The following is a 15,814-nucleotide window of genomic DNA, read 5'->3' on the forward strand; positions in this document are numbered from 1 at the left end:
TCGGCGCGGCAGGTGGGGTTTCAGCTGCGGCTGAGCAACTTTCAAGGGCCGTTCGATCTGCTGTTGAATCTGATCAGTTCGCGCAAGCTCGATGTCACCGAGGTTGCGTTGCATCAGGTGACCGATGAGTTCATCGCCTACACCAAGGCCTTGACCGCGAGCATCGGGCAGCAGGACACGCTGCGCGCCGACAAGATTCTGGATCAGACCACCGAATTCCTGGTCGTTGCGGCCACATTGCTCGATCTCAAGGCGGCCCGGCTGCTGCCATCGGGTGAGGTGACCGACGCCGAAGATCTCGAACTCCTCGAGGCGCGCGACCTGCTCTTCGCCCGGCTGTTGCAATACCGCGCGTTCAAGCAGGTCGCCGAACTGCTCGGCGAATTGGAAGCGGTCGCGCTGCGCCGCTACCCGCGCGCGGTCGGCCTGGAGGAGCGCTTCGCCGACCTGCTGCCCGAGGTTACGCTGGGGGTGGACGCACACGAATTCGCCGCGATCGCCGCCGCGGCCTTCCGGCCCCGACCGGCACCCAAGGTCGGACTCGACCATCTGCACCAGCACGCCTTCTCGGTTGCCGAACAGGCCGCGCTCGTGCTCGAACAGCTCAAACTGCGCGGACCGGGCGGCTGGACGACCTTCGGCGAACTCGTCGCCGACTGCAAAGTGCCGATCCAGATCGTCGCCCGCTTCCTGGCCCTGCTCGAGCTGTACCGAGGCAAGACCATCGAGTTCGACCAACCCGACCCGCTCGGCCCGCTCTCGGTGAGCTGGACCGGCGACCCGAAGGACGAGACCGCCGACACTGTGACCATCGAGGAGGACTACGGGTGAGCGAGCGCACCATGTCACAGCGCACGACGGAACCGGGCGCTAGCGAGGCGCGGTCGTGAGCGAGGAGTTCGGCGAGCGCACCCAAGACGCCGCGGCCCTGGTGGAGCACAACGGTGTCGTCGTTGGCGAGGATGCGCGATCAAGAGACGTCGAGGACAGCGCGGCGATCGTGCCGGGCGAGCGCTCCGAGGACACGGCTCCCTCTGATGACGAGGCGACGAGTGCCGACCAGTCGTCGCCGAGTGCCGTCGGTGGGCGAACCGACGACACCGCACCGTCGAGTGGGTTGGACGCAGTGCCCGCTGATGCGGCGCGGGCGTATGCCGACGAGTTGGCGCCGAGTGAACGCGGCGACAGTGCGGGGGGTGCAGCTCCCTCCGATGTGGAGTCGACGGCTGCAGATGAGCCGTCGTCGAGTGGCCTGGGCGGACGAACCGGTGATGCCGCATCGTCGAGCGCGGCGGGCGGAGCGCCCGCCGATGCGGAGGGGACGAGTGCGGATGAGTCGTCGCCGAGCGGCCCCGGCGAACCGACCGACGGTGCCGCACTGTCGAGTGCGGTGGGCGCAGTGCCTGCTGACGCGGAGGGGACGAGCGCACCGTCGAGTGCGTCAGGTGATGAGCCGTCCGGTGAGAGCGTCGAAGGCGCGAAATCTGCCGTCGCGGCGCGATCGGGTGCGGATGAGTCGGGTGCGGGCGAGACAGTGGCGGACCTCACGCCGGAGCCGTTGGATGATGACGAATTCCGATCGGCGTTGGAGGCGATGCTGCTCATCGTGGATGCTCCGGCGCCGGTAGAACTGCTGGCCGACGCGTTGCGGGACAGCCCGGCGCGGGTGGAGCGGGCACTGCTCGCGATGTCGGCGGAACTGTCCGCGCGGGCCAGTGGCATCGACCTGCGTTTCGTGGGTGACGGCTGGCGCTTCTATACTCGCAGCGAGTACGCGCCCTATGTGGAACGGATGCTGCTCGACGGTGCGCGTTCGAAATTGACACGGGCGGCATTGGAAACACTGGCGGTGGTGGCATACCGCCAACCGGTGACCCGGACCAGGGTCAGCGCGGTGCGCGGCGTGAACGTCGACGGCGTGATGCGAACCTTGCTGGCTCGCGGACTGATCGCCGAGGCCGGGGTGGACCCGGAGACGAACGGCACGCAGTACCGCACGACCGAACTGTTCCTGGAACGGATCGGACTCGCATCGCTGACCGACCTGCCGCCACTGGCGCCCCTACTGCCGGGCGTCGACCTGATCGACGAGATCAACGAGAGCCTGGAGACGGACCCCCGTTACACCAGGTTGAAGAAATCCGCCGAGACCGATTTGGATCTCGGTACCGAAGAAGACTGACAGGACAACATGAATACGCCCGCTCGCCGAGATGGCACACCGGATCGTAGGAACAGAAGCGACCAGCCCCGACGGGGCGGCGCAGACCGAAGCACACGCGACGCGCGTTCGGCGCAACGGGGAGGTACGCGGCGCGGGGCCGAATGGGGCGGCTCCTCGCACGGGGGCAGTGGCTACCGGGGAGATTCACACAGCGGCGGCGATCGCGGCTCCCGCGGTTCGTCCCGAGACGACAGCGGCTACCGCGGCTCCGCACGCGGCTCGGACTACCGCGGCTCGTCGCAGGGCGATCAGCGCGGCGGCGGTCACCGCGGTGCCGCGCAGGACGATGGCTACCGTGGCTCCGCGCGCGGCTCCGGCTACCGAGGTTCGTCGCAGGGCGATCAGCGTGGCGGCGGCTACCGCGGTGCCGCACCGAGCGGCGGATACGGTTCCACGCGAGGTGGCGCCGATCGGCGTGGCTCCTCGTCGCAGGGCGGCGGCTACCGCGGCTCGACGCAAGGAGACAGCGGCTACCGCGGTTCCTCCCAGGACAGCGGCTACCGCGGTTCGGCGCAGGGCGGTTCGGGTTACCGCGGTTCGTCGCACGGCGCCAGCTCCGATCAGCGCGGTTCGCGCGGTGACGCCTATCGCGGTGCCGCACAGGGCGGCTCGGCCCCGCGTGCCACCGGTTCGCGCGGTTACACATCGGGAAGCGCTGCGCAGCAAGGTAATCCGTCGCGTCGCCCGGCTTCGGCCGCGATGTCCGCGCCCGTCGGTAAGAAGGCCAAGGCCCCGAAGCCGCAGAAGAAGGTCGTCGCCGCCCCGCTGCTGAGCAATGCCAAGCCTGCCAAGCGCCAGCATGTCGATCAGCCCGCCGAGGGCGGCCACGAGAAGATGCCGTGGGGCGAGGGCGAGCGGCTGCAGAAGGTGCTGGCCAAGGCCGGTGTCGCCTCGCGCCGCGCGGCCGAGGAGATGATCGCCCAAGGCCGAGTCGAGGTCGACGGCGCGATCGTCACCGAACAGGGCCTGCGGATCGATCCGCAGCAGGCGGTGGTTCGCGTCGACGGCACCCGCGTCATGGTGCGCGAGGAGTTGGTCCACCTCGCGCTGAACAAGCCCAAGGGCTGGCAGTCCACCATGTCCGACGATCTGGGTCGTCCGTGTGTCGGCGATATTGTTGCCGAACGCATCGCGGCCGGTCAGCGCCTGTTCCACGTCGGTCGGCTCGACGCCGACACCGAGGGCCTGCTGCTGCTCACCAATGACGGCGATCTCGCGCATCGGCTTATGCACCCGTCGTTCCAGGTGGAGAAGACCTATCTGGCGACGGTCAATGGTGAGGTCCACAAGGGGATCGGCAAGCGCCTCCGGGACGGTGTCGAACTCGAGGACGGTCCGGCCAAGGTGGATAAGTTCCAGGTGCTGGAGATCAATGAGGGACGTTCGCTGGTCAAGATCGTGTTGCACGAAGGGCGCAAGCACATCGTGCGCCGACTGCTGGACGCGGTCGGCCATCCGGTGACCCGGTTGGTGCGCACCAATATCGGTCCGGTCGCGCTCGGCGATCAACGGCCTGGCACGCTGCGCGTGATCGGTCGCGATGAAGTCGGCAAACTCTATGAGGCGGTGTCGTTGTGAACGGTGTAGAGATTCCCGTGGAGGTCCCTGCGATGGTTGATGGCACCACGCCGCTGGTCGTTGCCATGGACGGGCCGTCGGGCACCGGCAAATCCAGCGTCTCGCGTCGACTGGCCACCCGGCTCGGCGCCAGCTATCTGGATACCGGTGCCATGTATCGCGTCGCGACGCTGCGCGTGCTGCGTGCCGGTGTCGAGCTGAGCGACGCGGCCGAGATCAGTGCCGCGGTCAAGGAGTTGCCGCTGACCATCGGCACCGATCCCAGCCGCGAGGTGATCCTGCTCGATGGTGAGGACGTCTCCTCGGAGATCCGCGGCAACGCCGTCACCAAGGCGGTCTCCGCGGTGTCCGCGGTGGCCGAGGTGCGCGATCTGCTGGTCGCGATGCAGCGTGAAATCGCTTCTGCCGCATCGCGAATCGTGGTCGAGGGACGCGATATCGGCACCGTCGTGCTGCCGGAGGCGGACGCCAAGATCTACCTCACCGCCTCCGCCGAGGCCCGCGCCCAGCGCCGCAACCAGCAGAACATCGCCGAAGGCCGCGGCGACGACTACGAGGCCGTGCTCGCCGATGTGCAGCGGCGCGACACCCTCGACTCCACCCGCACGGTGTCCCCACTGCGTCCGGCCGACGACGCGGTGCTGGTCGACACCAGCGAGCTGAATATGGATGAGGTCATCGACGAGCTGTATCGCGTTGTGGTGCGGCAGGTTTCGGTTGGCCGGACGGGAAGTGCACAGTGACTGAGGACGTGCTCGCGGGCGACGGCGTCTGGAGTGACGAATCCGATTGGGAGATGGCCGATCTCGACGAGTTCGGTGACGAAGAACATATCGCCATGCCGACCGTCGCGGTCGTCGGGCGCCCGAATGTCGGCAAGTCGACCCTGGTGAACCGGATTCTCGGACGCCGCGAGGCCGTCGTCGAGGATATTCCGGGAGTAACCCGCGACCGCATCTCCTACGAGGCGAGTTGGGCGGGTCGGCGTTTTCTGGTGCAGGACACCGGTGGCTGGGAGCCCGATGCCAAGGGCCTGCAGCAGTCGGTCGCCCGCCAGGCCGAACTGGCCATGGAGACCGCCGACGCGATCCTGTTGGTGGTCGACGCCGTCGTCGGCGCGACCGCGACCGACGAGGCCGCGGTGAAGAAGCTGCGCCGCTCCAAGATCCCGGTGCTCCTGGTCGCCAATAAGGTCGACGACGAGCGCGTCGAGGCCGAAGCGGCCGCGTTGTGGTCGCTGGGCCTCGGCCAACCGCGCATGGTCAGTGCCTCGCACGGCCGCGGCACCGGCGACCTGCTCGATGACGTACTGGAGGTCCTTCCGGAGACGCCGCGCGAGGGCACCGGCGGCACCGGCCCACGCCGGGTCTCGCTCGTCGGCAAGCCGAATGTCGGCAAGTCCAGCCTGCTCAATAAGCTCTCCGGCGACGAGCGCTCGGTGGTGCACGATGTCGCGGGCACGACCGTCGACCCGGTCGACTCGCTGGTCGAGTTGGGCGGCAGGATCTGGAAGTTCGTCGACACCGCGGGGCTGCGGCGCAAGGTTTCCCACGCCAGCGGCATGGAGTTCTACGCGTCGCTGCGCACCAAGGCGGCATTGGAGGCCTCCGAGGTCGCGATCATGCTGATCGATGCTTCCGAGCCGATCACCGAACAGGACCTGCGGGTGATCAGCATGGTCGCCGATTCCGGTCGCGCGCTCGTGCTCGCCTTCAATAAGTGGGATCTGGTCGACGAGGACCGCCGCCTGCAGTTGGACCGGGAAGTGGACCGCGACCTGGTCCGGGTGCCGTGGGCGCAGCGCGTCAATATTTCCGCGCATACCGGCCGCGCCGTTCAAAAACTGGTGCCCGCCATGGAGACCGCGCTGGAATCCTGGGATAAGCGCATCCCCACCGGTCGCCTGAACAACTGGCTCAAGGAAGTCATCGCGGCCACACCGCCGCCGATGCGCGGCGGCCGCCTGCCCCGCGTCCTGTTCGCCACCCAGGCGACCACCCGCCCGCCGACCTTCGTGCTCTTCACGACGGGATTCCTGGAGGCCGGATACCGCCGCTTCCTGGAGCGCCGTCTGCGCGAGGAATTCGGCTTCGATGGATCCCCGGTCCGCATCTCGGTGCGCGTCCGGGAAAAGCGCGACCGCAAGAAATAACCTCCGCACCTCGCCGACAGAACGGACGCCGCTGCGAAGCAACGGCGTCCGTTCTGTTCTCTCGCGCATGCGAAACGCCTGACTTCGGCAAACCTCTAGTGAACTTCGGTACTCGGGTTTAGTTTGGTATTCGACCGATCTGCTTCGTGTAGCGACGCGAACTCCTTTGAGTTCGAATGCCGAGGCCTGCCCCGGACCGTTCGACCAGCAGGCCATCTCCAATATGGCCCCTACCTGGTCAGGAGTCGAGTTCAGAGTGTTGCCGCAGTCGATCCATCCGATGTCCATAGTGCCCCGCCAACTACCAGGTAGGAGGTGCCCATGACTCGTGATTCGGAGTTCATCGTCATCCCCCTGCGCACCGATGCCGCCGACGGAGATTCGCCCATCGGTTACTGTCCATTGCATCGGGGGGCCGAGCAGGCCGAGCACAATCGGAAATTGATCGATCTGCTCGGGGCGGTGGCGGCGGGGGACCGCGACGCCTTCACCGAGTTCTATCGCGAGACCAGTCACCGTGTTTTCGGTATGGCGGTGCGCGTCCTGCGCAGCCACGCCGAGGCCGAAGAGGTTGTGCAGGAGGTATATCTGCAGGTGTGGTCGCAGGCCGAACGCTACAACCACACCCTTTCCAGCCCGATGGGCTGGCTGATGACGTTGGCGCATCGGCGCGCGGTGGACCGCGTTCGCCGCGAGCGCGCCGCGTCGACCCGCGACATCGTCTACGGGCATACGCATTTGGGACGTGATCACGACGTCGTCGCCGAAGCGGTCGATCAGCATCTCGATGCGGAAGCCGTGCTCGGCTGTCTGCAGACCTTGACCGAGATGCAGCGGGAGGCGCTGGCGTTGGCGTACTACAGCGGACGAACCTATCCCGAGGTGGCCGAACAGCTGGCGGTCCCGCTGCCCACAATCAAGAGCCGGATCAGGGACGGGCTCAAACGTCTCGCACACTGTCTGTCCGGAGGTGACAATTGATGAGCGACCACGACCGACCGGCCGCGGACTTGCTCGACCTGGCTTACCCGTATGCACTGGATTCGCTGGACACGATCGAGCGCAGACGTATCGAACGCCGGTTGGAGGATGCGGACGAGGCCATCGCCGCCGAGTTCGCCACCACGGTGTACGACCTGCGGGAAGTGCTGGCCTCGCTCACCGTTGTCGACGCCATGGCGCCGCCGCCAGAGCTCGAGAATGCACTGCTGCGGGCGCTCGACCAATCTCTGGGTACCGATCACCACCCTGTCCGCCACCGCTGGCGCGGGCGGTTGGGCTGGGTGACGGCGGCCGCCGCGGTGATCATCACGCTCGGTGCGGGCGTCGCGATGGTGATGCTGCACTCCACGTCAGCTCCTGCGCGCGGCGTGAGCACGGAGTTGATGCTCGCGCAGCCCGATTTGCGGACGCGGTTGATCCCGGTGTCCTTCGGCGGCGCGCTCACGGTGCGGACTTCCACCGGGATCGCCACCGCGATGGTGAGTTTCGACGGTATTCCGGCACCACCGGATGGGCGCACTTATCAGGTCTGGCTGGTGTCCGCGGACGGGGTGCCGCATTCGGTCGCGGTGGTGGTGTCGGCCGCCGCTCCGTCGGTGCTCACCCGCTTCGATACCGTCGATACCCTGGCCATGACGGTCGAGCCCGCAGGCGGTTCCGCCCGGCCGACCAGCACACCGATCGTGAGCCTCGGACTCGCCTGAGCTTCGCCGAGTGGGGTGTTGCGCCGCCGTGCGGTCAGCGGAAGTCGGCGCGGTGGTCGGATACCCATTCGGCCAGGGACCGCGCCGGGCGACCGGTGAGGTCGGCGACGGTGGCGGTGGTCCGTGGTCGTGGTGCGCTCATCATCTTGTCGTAGCCGTCGAGCAGGACGTCGACGAATGAGTCGGGAAAGGATTTGTCGGCGAGCAGCCGCTGCCGGGCCTGTTCACGGGTGAGTTCGGCCCAGCGCAACGGTCGCTCGAGTACTTCGCCGATGACCCGCACCTGCTCGACCCGGGTGAGCACTTCCGGTCCGGTCAGCGTGTAAGTGGTTCCGGCATGGCTGTTTTCGGTGAGCGCCCGGGCCGCTACGGCCGCCATATCGGCCTCGTGGATCAGGCTCATCGGCAACGCGCCATGGCTGCCGTGCACGATGTCGCCGGTGCGGATCTGATCGGCCCACCAGAGCGTATTGACGGCGAAGGTGCTCGGCCGGATCACCACCGATTCGATGCCGCAGCCGTGTACCAGCCTTTCCTGGTCCTCGAAACTCAGGTCCGGGATCCCGCCGGTGCCGAGGAACACCACGCGATGGGCGTACTCGGCGATGATGTCGAGCGCCTTCGGTAGTTGTGCGCCGGTATGCAGCGGCCATAACAGGAAGACCGCGTCGATTTCGTCGAGGCAGCCGATCAGGGTTTCGGGTTGGGACAATTCGGCGCGTACTACCTGCACGTCGGCCGGGAATTCGACGGTCGCCGGGTTGCGTGTACCTGCGCGCACGTGGTGACCGGCCGCCCGGAGTTGCGCGACGAGTTGCTTGCCGACATTTCCGCTGGCGGCGAGGACGAGGATGTTCTTGGCCATGCCACGATCGTGCGGACGGGGAAGTGGCTTCCACCAGTGTTAGGGCTAATATCGCTGGAAACCGTCAGAAATGGAGATCTGATGATGGATACCGTCGATCGCGGCATTGTCCACGCGCTGCAGATCGACGGCCGGACGTCCTTTCGAACCATTGCCGAAGTGCTCGACGTCTCCGAGAACACCGTCGCCCGTCGCTATCGTCAGCTCCGAAATGCCCACGCGCTCAGGGTGATCGGACTGGTCGACGGCCGTCGTCTCGGCTACGTCCAATGGACGATCCGCTTGCGCTGCACTCCGGACGCCGCCGGATCGGTCGCAAAAGCCCTTGCGGCCCGTGACGATACGTCGTATGTCTATCTGCTCTCTGCCGGGACCGAGGTGTCCTGCACGGTGCAGACCCGCAGTATCGAAGAGCAGGAAACCCTACTGCTGCAAAAACTTCCACGCACCAGTCGAATCGTTGCCATGTCCGCCCATCTGCTGTTGCGCGGATTCATGCTGCCCGACCGCTGGCAAGGCCTCGCCGCACTGACCTCCGACCAGGTCGACCACCTGCGCCCCGCTCCGGCAGACCCCGAAGACGGCCCCCTGCACCTCGACGAAGGCGATAGAACCCTCCTGCGCGCCCTCAACCACGACGGCCGCACCCCCTACTCCGACCTGGCCACCGCCACCCAATGGTCCGAAACCAAGGTTCGCCGCCGCATGGACACCATGCGCCGCAATGGAATCCTGCGCTACCAACTCGATATCCCTTCCGCCGCACTCGATTTCGGCACCGAAGCCCGCCTCTGGATCACCACCCGACCGGCCGCCGCCGTCACCGTCGGACAAGCCATGGCCCGCCACCCCGAAATTTCCTTCGCCGCGCTCACCACCGGTGCCACCAACCTGGTGGCGGCCGTCAACTGCCGCGACCCGCACGATCTCGGCCGCTACCTCACCGAACGCATCGCCGAGCTACCCGGAATCGCCACTGTCGAATCGGCTCCGGTCATTCGGACCGTCAAACGCGCAGGATCCCTGGTTCTCTGACACCCGGCGTGGTCTGTGTCACGGTGCCGAGCTGTCGTCGGCGGCGTAAGTTCGTTAATTAGCGAAATACCGAAGGGAGGTGGATGTGCTCGACGCGTGCAAGGCGCTGGCGAACGAGACTCGGCTGAACATCTTGGCGTGGCTCAAGGATCCCGATGCGAACTTCCCGGAACGCGGCCCGGATACGGCCGAGCTCGGCGTGTGCGTCGGCCTCATCCAGCAGAAGGCGGGGACCTCGGCGTCGACCATCTCGGCGCATCTGGCGGTCCTGCAGCGCGCCGGATTCCTCAGCGTCACCCGGCGCGGCCAGTGGACGTACTACCGCCGCGACGATGCCCGCATCCGGGCCTTCACCGAAGAACTCCACCGCGTTCTCTGACTTTTCGAAAGGCAGCGTCTTATGCCCACCGCACTGTCGATCCTCGACTTGGCGTCGATCGCACCCGGCCGGACCGCGCGCGACAGCTTCGATAACAGCGTCGCGCTGGCCCGGGTCGCCGAGCGCAGCGGTTACCGACGCGTCTGGTACGCCGAACACCACAACATGCGCTCGATCGCATCCAGCGCCACCAGTGTTCTCATCGGTCACGTCGCGGCGCACACCGACACCATTCGGCTCGGGGCGGGCGGCATCATGCTGCCCAACCATTCGCCACTGGTGATCGCGGAGCAGTTCGGCACCCTGGAGACGTTGTATCCCGGACGGATCGACCTCGGACTCGGCCGCGCACCGGGCAGCGACCAGAAGACCATGTTCGCGCTGCGCCGGGACCCGGCATCGGCGGACTCCTTCCCCAAGGACGTACTGGAGCTGCAGGGCTACCTGACGGGGAACTCGCGAGTGCCGGGAGTGCAGGCCGTGCCGCGGGCGGAAGGCGTTGTGCCGCTTTACATTCTGGGTTCGTCACTGTTCGGCGCGCAGCTCGCCGCGCAGCTCGGCCTGCCGTACGCCTTCGCATCGCACTTCGCGCCCGACGCGCTGCACCAGGCGGTGGCCGTCTACCGCGACAATTTTCGGTCGTCGGAGCAACTGGCCGAGCCGTATGTGATGGCCGGAGTCAATGTGTTCGCCGCCGAGGACCACGATGCGGCGGCGGAGCAGAAGGCGGTCGCCTACCGTGCGCGCGCACGGGCCATGATCAGGCGAGGTGCGGCAGGCGCCGAATTCAGCGACGAGGAGATCGACGCATTCCTCGCCTCGCCCAACGGCAGCCAGCTCAGCGCGATGACCCGATACACCGCGGTCGGCACACCCGCCGAAGTTCGGGACTACCTGGCGGAATTTGCGGGATCCATCGCCGCGGACGAACTCATCGTCGCCCATCACGCGACCGAAATCGACGATCGACTCCGGTCCGTCGAACTCACCGGTGCGGCCATGGCCGCGGACGAGCCGGTCGTTCGTTAACCGCTGTTCACAGCTCGGCGCCGACGATCAAATTCGCGGTGATGGAGCCGTCGGCCTCCTTGTTGCCGTGGATGACGACCTCGGCGCCGACCTTCACATCCGACATGCTGGTGGCGCTGAGGACAAGCACCTGGGTAGCGGCGTTGATGTGCACTTTGGTTTTCGCCCCGAGTAGCCCGGCCACGGTCACCGTCTTGCCATCGTTGGCCATGACCTTGCCGATGGTCAGCCCGCGGTTGGCCTGGACCTCGTTCGCGGGCATGGCGGTGCCGGTGGCCGTTGCCGATACGCTGGTGGCCGTTGCCGAATCTCCGGATCGGCCCGTCAGCAGGAAGCCGACGAGCAACACCAGTGCGACCGCGAGGGTGGTTCCGGTGAGCATGCCGATATCGGGTCGGCGCGGCCGATCGGACGGGATCGTGATGGCGGTGAGTATTACCCGGTCGACTGCCAGCTCGTTGCCGCTGGACTCCTTGGCAGGCAGGCCCTTGGGCTGGTTCGACCACGGGGTGGCCGGTGAACTCATACCTTCAACGTTAGGTAACCGAGTGCGACCGGCTATCACCACTGACGGGAGCATCTCGACACGGTGATCGTGACGCGGGCGCTCGCGACGGCGGGTCGGCGCGGACTTGGACGACCAGTACCTGGCATTATCCGTTCATGGTCATTCCCAGTGTGTTGCCGGAACGCCCTGGCACCGGAACCCCGTTCGTAACAGGCTGGCCGGTCCGCCTCGCCGACACCGACCGGGACAAACGCCTGCGCCTCGACGCCATTGCCCGCTACCTCCAGGACATCGGTTTCGAACACCTCGGTGCCGTCGAGGACGGTGACAGCCACCGCGGTTGGGTGGTCCGTCGCACCGTCATCGATGTTCTCGAGCCCGTCGAATTCGGCGAACACGTCACGCTGCGCCGCTGGTGCTCGGCCCTGTCCAACCGCTGGTGCAATATGCGTGTCCAAATCTGCGGTAGCAAGGGCGGATTGGTCGAAACCGAGGGATTTCTCATCCATTTCGGCACCGAATCCGGTGTCCCCGCCCGCATGAGCGACCGCTTCATGGCACCCATGCTCGCAGGCACCACCGAACACCGCCTGCGCTGGAAAGCGGCCCTCACCGACCCGCTACCCACCGGCCCCGGAACCCAGGAGCTACCCTTCCCGCTCCGCATCGCCGATATCGACTGGTTCGACCATGTCAACAACGCCGTCTATCTCAGCGCACTGGAAGAAATGCTGGCCGCCCACACCGACCTCAAATCCGGCCGGCACCGCACCGTCATCGAATACACCAAACCATTGCAAGCGGGTGAGCGGGTCCGCGTCATCGGCCGCCGCGACGACACCGCCCTCGACGTCTGGTTCGCCGTCGGTGACGAGTCCCGAGCCGCCGCCCGCGTCACCCCGCGCTGACCCACCCACCCCACCCGCCACACCGATAACCAGGCGATTCGGCGTCTCGCCCACCCCTGGGGTAATCTTTTCGAGCGCCCACAACCGGGCGCAACGGGATGTGGCGCAGCTTGGTAGCGCACCTGACTGGGGGTCAGGTGGTCGCAGGTTCAAATCCTGTCATCCCGACAACAGACCCCTTCTGACCTCGGTCGGAAGGGGCTTCCCATATCCGGGTCGGGCTCGGATTTCAGCCTATCCATCAAAATCTCAGATTTTCGAGCTCATTCGCCTCGTGCCCACCGCGCGAGAACGTCCCGACTGTCCGGCACGGTCTTGGGGATGTCGATGGAGTGGCCCTTGGCCACAGCCGTCGTGTTGCCCAGTTGGCGTGCCGCGCGTTCCGGGTCTCCATACTCCCGATCGACCTCGGTGGCAGCCCCCTTGCGGAAGGTTCGCGGAGTGATCCATGCGAAGCTGTCGCCGCGGGCAGCGCGCCGGATCCTGCCGAAGTTGGTGGGATTGCGCAGCGTCCCTACTCGCGACGGGAGCAGCAACCCCATCGGATTCGGCTGCCTGAGGTCTTCAGATGCTCGATGGCCTCGCGGATCGCCTCGATCGTGTACGAGGGCAGCAGAATCCGGCGCCAGCTGTTGTCGGTCTTCGGGGCCGTTTTGCGCACCCATCCGCCGGTGCCCTTTCCCTTGGCCTCGACCAGGGTTCCGGTGATATCGAGATACGGGTCTGGCGCGTCGAGTTCAATGTCGTCCAAGAGCAGTGTGATCGACGTGATCACCGGGACCGGTATGCGCCCACACGAGGTGTTCGCACTTCAAGGACCAGCAAGCATTGCCCGCCTTCCGCGCCCAGGTCGGAGCCTGGGCCCGTGGCGAGGAGATACCTGGCACTCCCGCCTACAGTCCGCGGGCCCGCGCGAGACTGGGCATTGGTGTGGCTGCGATCGGGCGATTCGCACGGAGAATGCGCGGGACTGGCACCCCATGGGCAGAGTCACGGGTGTTTCGGAGTGGTGGTCGGCGGATACGTAACCCTCCGTGTCGGCGTCGGAGCCACCGTGGGGCAGACTGCGTGCGGCTTACTCGGGCAGCGAGCGGGTCTGCGCTACAACGTGTCCGTCCGGGTCGTCGCCGCATATCTCCATGGGTGTCGGCGGTGTGAATCCACCTGCACCTCAGACACATTCATCAGAAGGGTGCGGTCGTAGTAGACCTTTTCTGCCGTCAGATGTCGTCGAACAACAGGATGTGGCTGTCTGCGGCCCGCCGTCGTCGGACGGCAAGAGGCGCATAACTCGTCGACTGATAGAACTCGTGGAACGCGGCAGAATGTGGCCAGCGCAGCAGGATGACGGTATCGGGGTTCGCGAGGGTGCTCGTGCGCCAGGCTCCTTCGACACACTCGCCATTACCGTTCGATACGGCAAGGATTTCTCCGCCGTATTCCTCGACGAGCTTCGACATCTCGTAGGTGTACTCGGTAATGGCGGTACGATCACGAACTGTCAACTGCGTTAGGGTCAGCATGGCCACCCCTGATGCGTGCGCTGCCCTGCTGGCAGCCGCCCGGGCGGCACAGGTGACGGCATCCCCGAGTGCAGCGGGCGATAGTTCTCGGGCTTCCGGTGCGAACCATGTGCTGAGGATCTTGCCGTTGCAGTCGACTTCCACCACCACTCGCCCGTCTGCCGCCGATGCGGATACCGTTGATGTTCCGTGCTTGCCTTCCAGCCCCATAGGGGAAGGCTAGAGGCGATTCGCGTCCGGAACATCCGCCGCGGCGCGGAATAGCCGAGTCTGTGCTGCAGTTCGTGGTTGTTGCGGATGTTGTTGCGGGAGCAGACTGCGAACCTTTGCGGTGACAGGTCCTTGCATTCGAATTTCGAGTGGCCGAGCCACCATCGAAGCGTCGGCTGCACAGGCCCACACAGACTGTGCGGGCCTTACTCGGCCTGCGCACAGAAGAAGGGTGAGGCTGGCACGTGACGCAGTTTGAACTTGTAATCGATAGCCTGACGATATCGGCGGAGCGGCAGGGTGGTGATCTGCGCGGGCTTCCGACGGCGGTCTCGAACGCGGTGATAGACCTCGGTACATGCGTCAATCGGCTGGGTCCACCTACGAGTGTGGGCTCGGTATTGGCGGCGTTCGATCCGAGGATGCTGCGAGCGCACCCATACGAGGCCGAAGGACAGTTCCGACACGCCTATGCGGAGCACCTCGGAGTCGACCCCGCCCATCTCGTTGTGGGGCGGGGAATCAGTGAGTTCATCGGAGTGTTGGCTGCCGTACTGCCGCCCGACGAAACCGCCATCATCGCACCGGACTACACAGAGATCATCAAGGCGTTCACCACACACCTCATGCCGCACGTGCTCACTGTCTCCGACACGCCCGAGGATCGGCTCGAGCGCCTCCGCGATGGGATGCGCCACTTCAGATACGTGGTGCTGTCGAATCCGTGCAATCCCACCGGGGTCCGAATCAGCACGGTGGACCTGGCTCGCGCGTGTCTCGACTATCCGCAAGCCGTCCTGGTGGTCGATGAATCATATATCGACTTCCTCGCCGATCCCGCCGATGCCATGCTGGGAATCGACCTGCCGAACGTGATCGTCTTGCGCAGCCCGTCAAAGGTATTCGGGATCGGCGGTGCGCGGTGCGGTGCGCTCTGGACTCGGGATGCCCAGTTGCGGCGCGTGGTGGCCCGCCGCATGATGACCTGGCCGCTGTCCCTGCTGGACTCGATGGTGGCCGTCGCGGCGCTGGACGGCTCCGATAGTTCGGCCGGCGCCAGCTGGGTATCGAAATCGACTCTGCGGCTGCGCTTTTGCGCTGATCGTATGGAATCACTGTTGCGTCACGCCGGGATCGGCGAGGTGACACCGTCGCCCACGCATTTCCGGTTTCTCCTCACACCGCAACCGAATCGGGTATCCGACACCTTTTTGGCCTACGGCTTCGTCACCCGCCCCTTCGATCCGGCCGAGCCGGGACGCGTGGCAGGTGTCCGTATAGCCACACCGCTCGAAGAAGAGCTGGCCGACTTCGAAGCTGCTGTGGCATCGCTTCGCGCGCACGTCACCGGGTAGCCATTCGGGCCCTGAGCCCTCGCGCCGCGTCGTGATATCTCGACTGCTAACCGTCGACTCCGCCCGCTGCCGGTCCGGCGCGTGGTGGGGTGCCCAGGCGTGCGTGCCCAGTCCGCGCGCCTACCAGGCACTGTCGATCGTGGCGGAGGGGACGGCGGCGGCATGGCGGGGATTCCCTTGTCGCGCAGCTCGTCCTCGATTCCCGGTCTGCTGGTAGCCGATGCCCATCTCGAAGCGACCCTCGGTCAGGAGCGACAGCGAGTGCGCTTCCCACGCCGCAGCCAGGCGCAGCGGGAGGCGTACACCCACGTGCCCACACGCAGGTCGGTCAGGGCCGCAACG

At 66.2% G+C, this 15,814-nt stretch carries 17 protein-coding genes, 1 tRNA gene and 1 pseudogene; 13 read left to right on the forward strand and 6 right to left on the reverse strand.

The annotated features are described in order from the left end of the window. The first annotated feature begins 12 nt into the window (after window positions 1-12). Both ABZ293_RS22055 and scpB read left to right on the forward strand, forming a co-directional pair. Window positions 13-831 carry a segregation/condensation protein A gene (locus ABZ293_RS22055; RefSeq protein ID WP_355183447.1) on the forward strand — a complete coding sequence of 273 codons (819 nt, stop codon included), beginning with the start codon at window positions 13-15 and terminating at the stop codon, window positions 829-831. 703 nt (window positions 832-1,534) lie between these two features. Then, window positions 1,535-2,182, forward strand: coding sequence for an SMC-Scp complex subunit ScpB (gene scpB, locus ABZ293_RS22060; protein ID WP_355183449.1), 648 nt, complete (start codon window positions 1,535-1,537; stop codon window positions 2,180-2,182). Between the two features lie 186 nt (window positions 2,183-2,368). Here the strand turns inward: scpB and ABZ293_RS22065 are convergent, their stop codons facing one another. Beyond that, window positions 2,369-2,770, reverse strand: coding sequence for a hypothetical protein (locus ABZ293_RS22065; RefSeq protein WP_355183327.1), 402 nt, complete (start codon window positions 2,768-2,770; stop codon window positions 2,369-2,371). 168 nt (window positions 2,771-2,938) lie between these two features. Between ABZ293_RS22065 and ABZ293_RS22070 the strand changes: the two are divergent. The 5 genes and pseudogenes from ABZ293_RS22070 to ABZ293_RS22090 form a co-directional block, all read left to right on the forward strand. Then, a pseudogene (locus ABZ293_RS22070) lies at window positions 2,939-3,802 on the forward strand (pseudouridine synthase); the annotation flags it as partial. Between the two features lie 32 nt (window positions 3,803-3,834). Then, window positions 3,835-4,545: a (d)CMP kinase gene (gene cmk, locus ABZ293_RS22075; RefSeq protein ID WP_354958071.1), complete on the forward strand. Its 711-nt coding sequence runs from the start codon at window positions 3,835-3,837 to the stop codon at window positions 4,543-4,545. Then, window positions 4,542-5,954: a ribosome biogenesis GTPase Der gene (der, locus tag ABZ293_RS22080; RefSeq protein ID WP_355183329.1), complete on the forward strand. Its 1,413-nt coding sequence runs from the start codon at window positions 4,542-4,544 to the stop codon at window positions 5,952-5,954. The genes cmk and der overlap by 4 nt, the downstream gene beginning before the upstream one ends. 321 nt (window positions 5,955-6,275) lie before the next feature. Beyond that, window positions 6,276-6,935, forward strand: a complete 660-nt coding sequence (gene sigK, locus ABZ293_RS22085) for an ECF RNA polymerase sigma factor SigK (RefSeq protein WP_354958073.1) — start codon at window positions 6,276-6,278, stop codon at window positions 6,933-6,935. Next, window positions 6,935-7,660, forward strand: a complete 726-nt coding sequence (locus ABZ293_RS22090) for an anti-sigma factor (protein WP_355183331.1) — start codon at window positions 6,935-6,937, stop codon at window positions 7,658-7,660. The genes sigK and ABZ293_RS22090 overlap by 1 nt, the downstream gene beginning before the upstream one ends. A 34-nt stretch (window positions 7,661-7,694) precedes the next feature. On the opposite strand, the gene ABZ293_RS22095 is transcribed toward ABZ293_RS22090, so the two are convergent. Then, window positions 7,695-8,525: an NAD(P)H-binding protein gene (locus tag ABZ293_RS22095; RefSeq protein WP_355183333.1), complete on the reverse strand. Its 831-nt coding sequence runs from the start codon at window positions 8,523-8,525 to the stop codon at window positions 7,695-7,697. An 81-nt stretch (window positions 8,526-8,606) separates the two neighbouring features. Here ABZ293_RS22095 and ABZ293_RS22100 point away from each other — a divergent pair, with 81 nt between their 5' ends. The 3 genes from ABZ293_RS22100 (at window position 8,607) to ABZ293_RS22110 (ending at window position 10,968) form a co-directional block, all read left to right on the forward strand. Beyond that, on the forward strand, window positions 8,607-9,560 hold the full coding sequence (locus ABZ293_RS22100) for an Lrp/AsnC family transcriptional regulator (RefSeq protein ID WP_355183335.1): 954 nt from the start codon (window positions 8,607-8,609) through the stop codon (window positions 9,558-9,560). Between the two features lie 85 nt (window positions 9,561-9,645). After that, window positions 9,646-9,939, forward strand: a complete 294-nt coding sequence (locus ABZ293_RS22105) for a metalloregulator ArsR/SmtB family transcription factor (protein ID WP_355183337.1) — start codon at window positions 9,646-9,648, stop codon at window positions 9,937-9,939. A 21-nt stretch (window positions 9,940-9,960) separates the two neighbouring features. Then, window positions 9,961-10,968, forward strand: coding sequence for an LLM class flavin-dependent oxidoreductase (locus ABZ293_RS22110; protein WP_355183339.1), 1,008 nt, complete (start codon window positions 9,961-9,963; stop codon window positions 10,966-10,968). 7 nt (window positions 10,969-10,975) lie between these two features. Here the strand turns inward: ABZ293_RS22110 and ABZ293_RS22115 are convergent, their stop codons facing one another. Then, entirely contained in the window at window positions 10,976-11,494 is a 519-nt protein-coding gene (locus tag ABZ293_RS22115) for a DUF5666 domain-containing protein (RefSeq protein WP_355183341.1), read from the reverse strand. A gap of 137 nt (window positions 11,495-11,631) precedes the next feature. On the opposite strand from ABZ293_RS22115, the gene ABZ293_RS22120 reads away from it, so the two are divergent. Together ABZ293_RS22120 and ABZ293_RS22125 are read left to right on the forward strand one after the other, a co-directional pair. Then, window positions 11,632-12,384, forward strand: coding sequence for an acyl-ACP thioesterase domain-containing protein (locus ABZ293_RS22120; protein ID WP_355183343.1), 753 nt, complete (start codon window positions 11,632-11,634; stop codon window positions 12,382-12,384). Window positions 12,385-12,478: 94 nt separating this feature from the next. Next, window positions 12,479-12,552, forward strand: a tRNA-Pro gene (locus tag ABZ293_RS22125). A gap of 95 nt (window positions 12,553-12,647) precedes the next feature. Here the strand turns inward: ABZ293_RS22125 and ABZ293_RS22130 are convergent. The 3 genes from ABZ293_RS22130 to ABZ293_RS22140 all read right to left on the reverse strand — a co-directional run bounded on the left by ABZ293_RS22130 (window position 12,648) and on the right by ABZ293_RS22140 (window position 14,117). Beyond that, window positions 12,648-12,926: a hypothetical protein gene (locus tag ABZ293_RS22130; RefSeq protein WP_355183345.1), complete on the reverse strand. Its 279-nt coding sequence runs from the start codon at window positions 12,924-12,926 to the stop codon at window positions 12,648-12,650. Then, the gene (locus ABZ293_RS22135; protein WP_355183347.1) at window positions 12,899-13,159 is read right to left on the reverse strand and encodes a hypothetical protein; all 261 of its coding nucleotides are present in this window, start codon (window positions 13,157-13,159) and stop codon (window positions 12,899-12,901) included. The genes ABZ293_RS22130 and ABZ293_RS22135 overlap by 28 nt, the downstream gene beginning before the upstream one ends. A gap of 445 nt (window positions 13,160-13,604) precedes the next feature. Then, window positions 13,605-14,117, reverse strand: a complete 513-nt coding sequence (locus ABZ293_RS22140) for a YbaB/EbfC family nucleoid-associated protein (protein ID WP_355183348.1) — start codon at window positions 14,115-14,117, stop codon at window positions 13,605-13,607. A gap of 341 nt (window positions 14,118-14,458) precedes the next feature. On the opposite strand from ABZ293_RS22140, the gene ABZ293_RS22145 reads away from it, so the two are divergent. Beyond that, entirely contained in the window at window positions 14,459-15,472 is a 1,014-nt protein-coding gene (locus ABZ293_RS22145) for an aminotransferase class I/II-fold pyridoxal phosphate-dependent enzyme (protein WP_355183451.1), read from the forward strand. The last annotated feature ends 342 nt before the right edge of the window (window positions 15,473-15,814 follow it).

The sequence above is a fragment of the Nocardia sp. NPDC005998 genome (genome assembly GCF_040614395.1).
Classification (GTDB): Bacteria; Actinomycetota; Actinomycetes; order Mycobacteriales; family Mycobacteriaceae; genus Nocardia.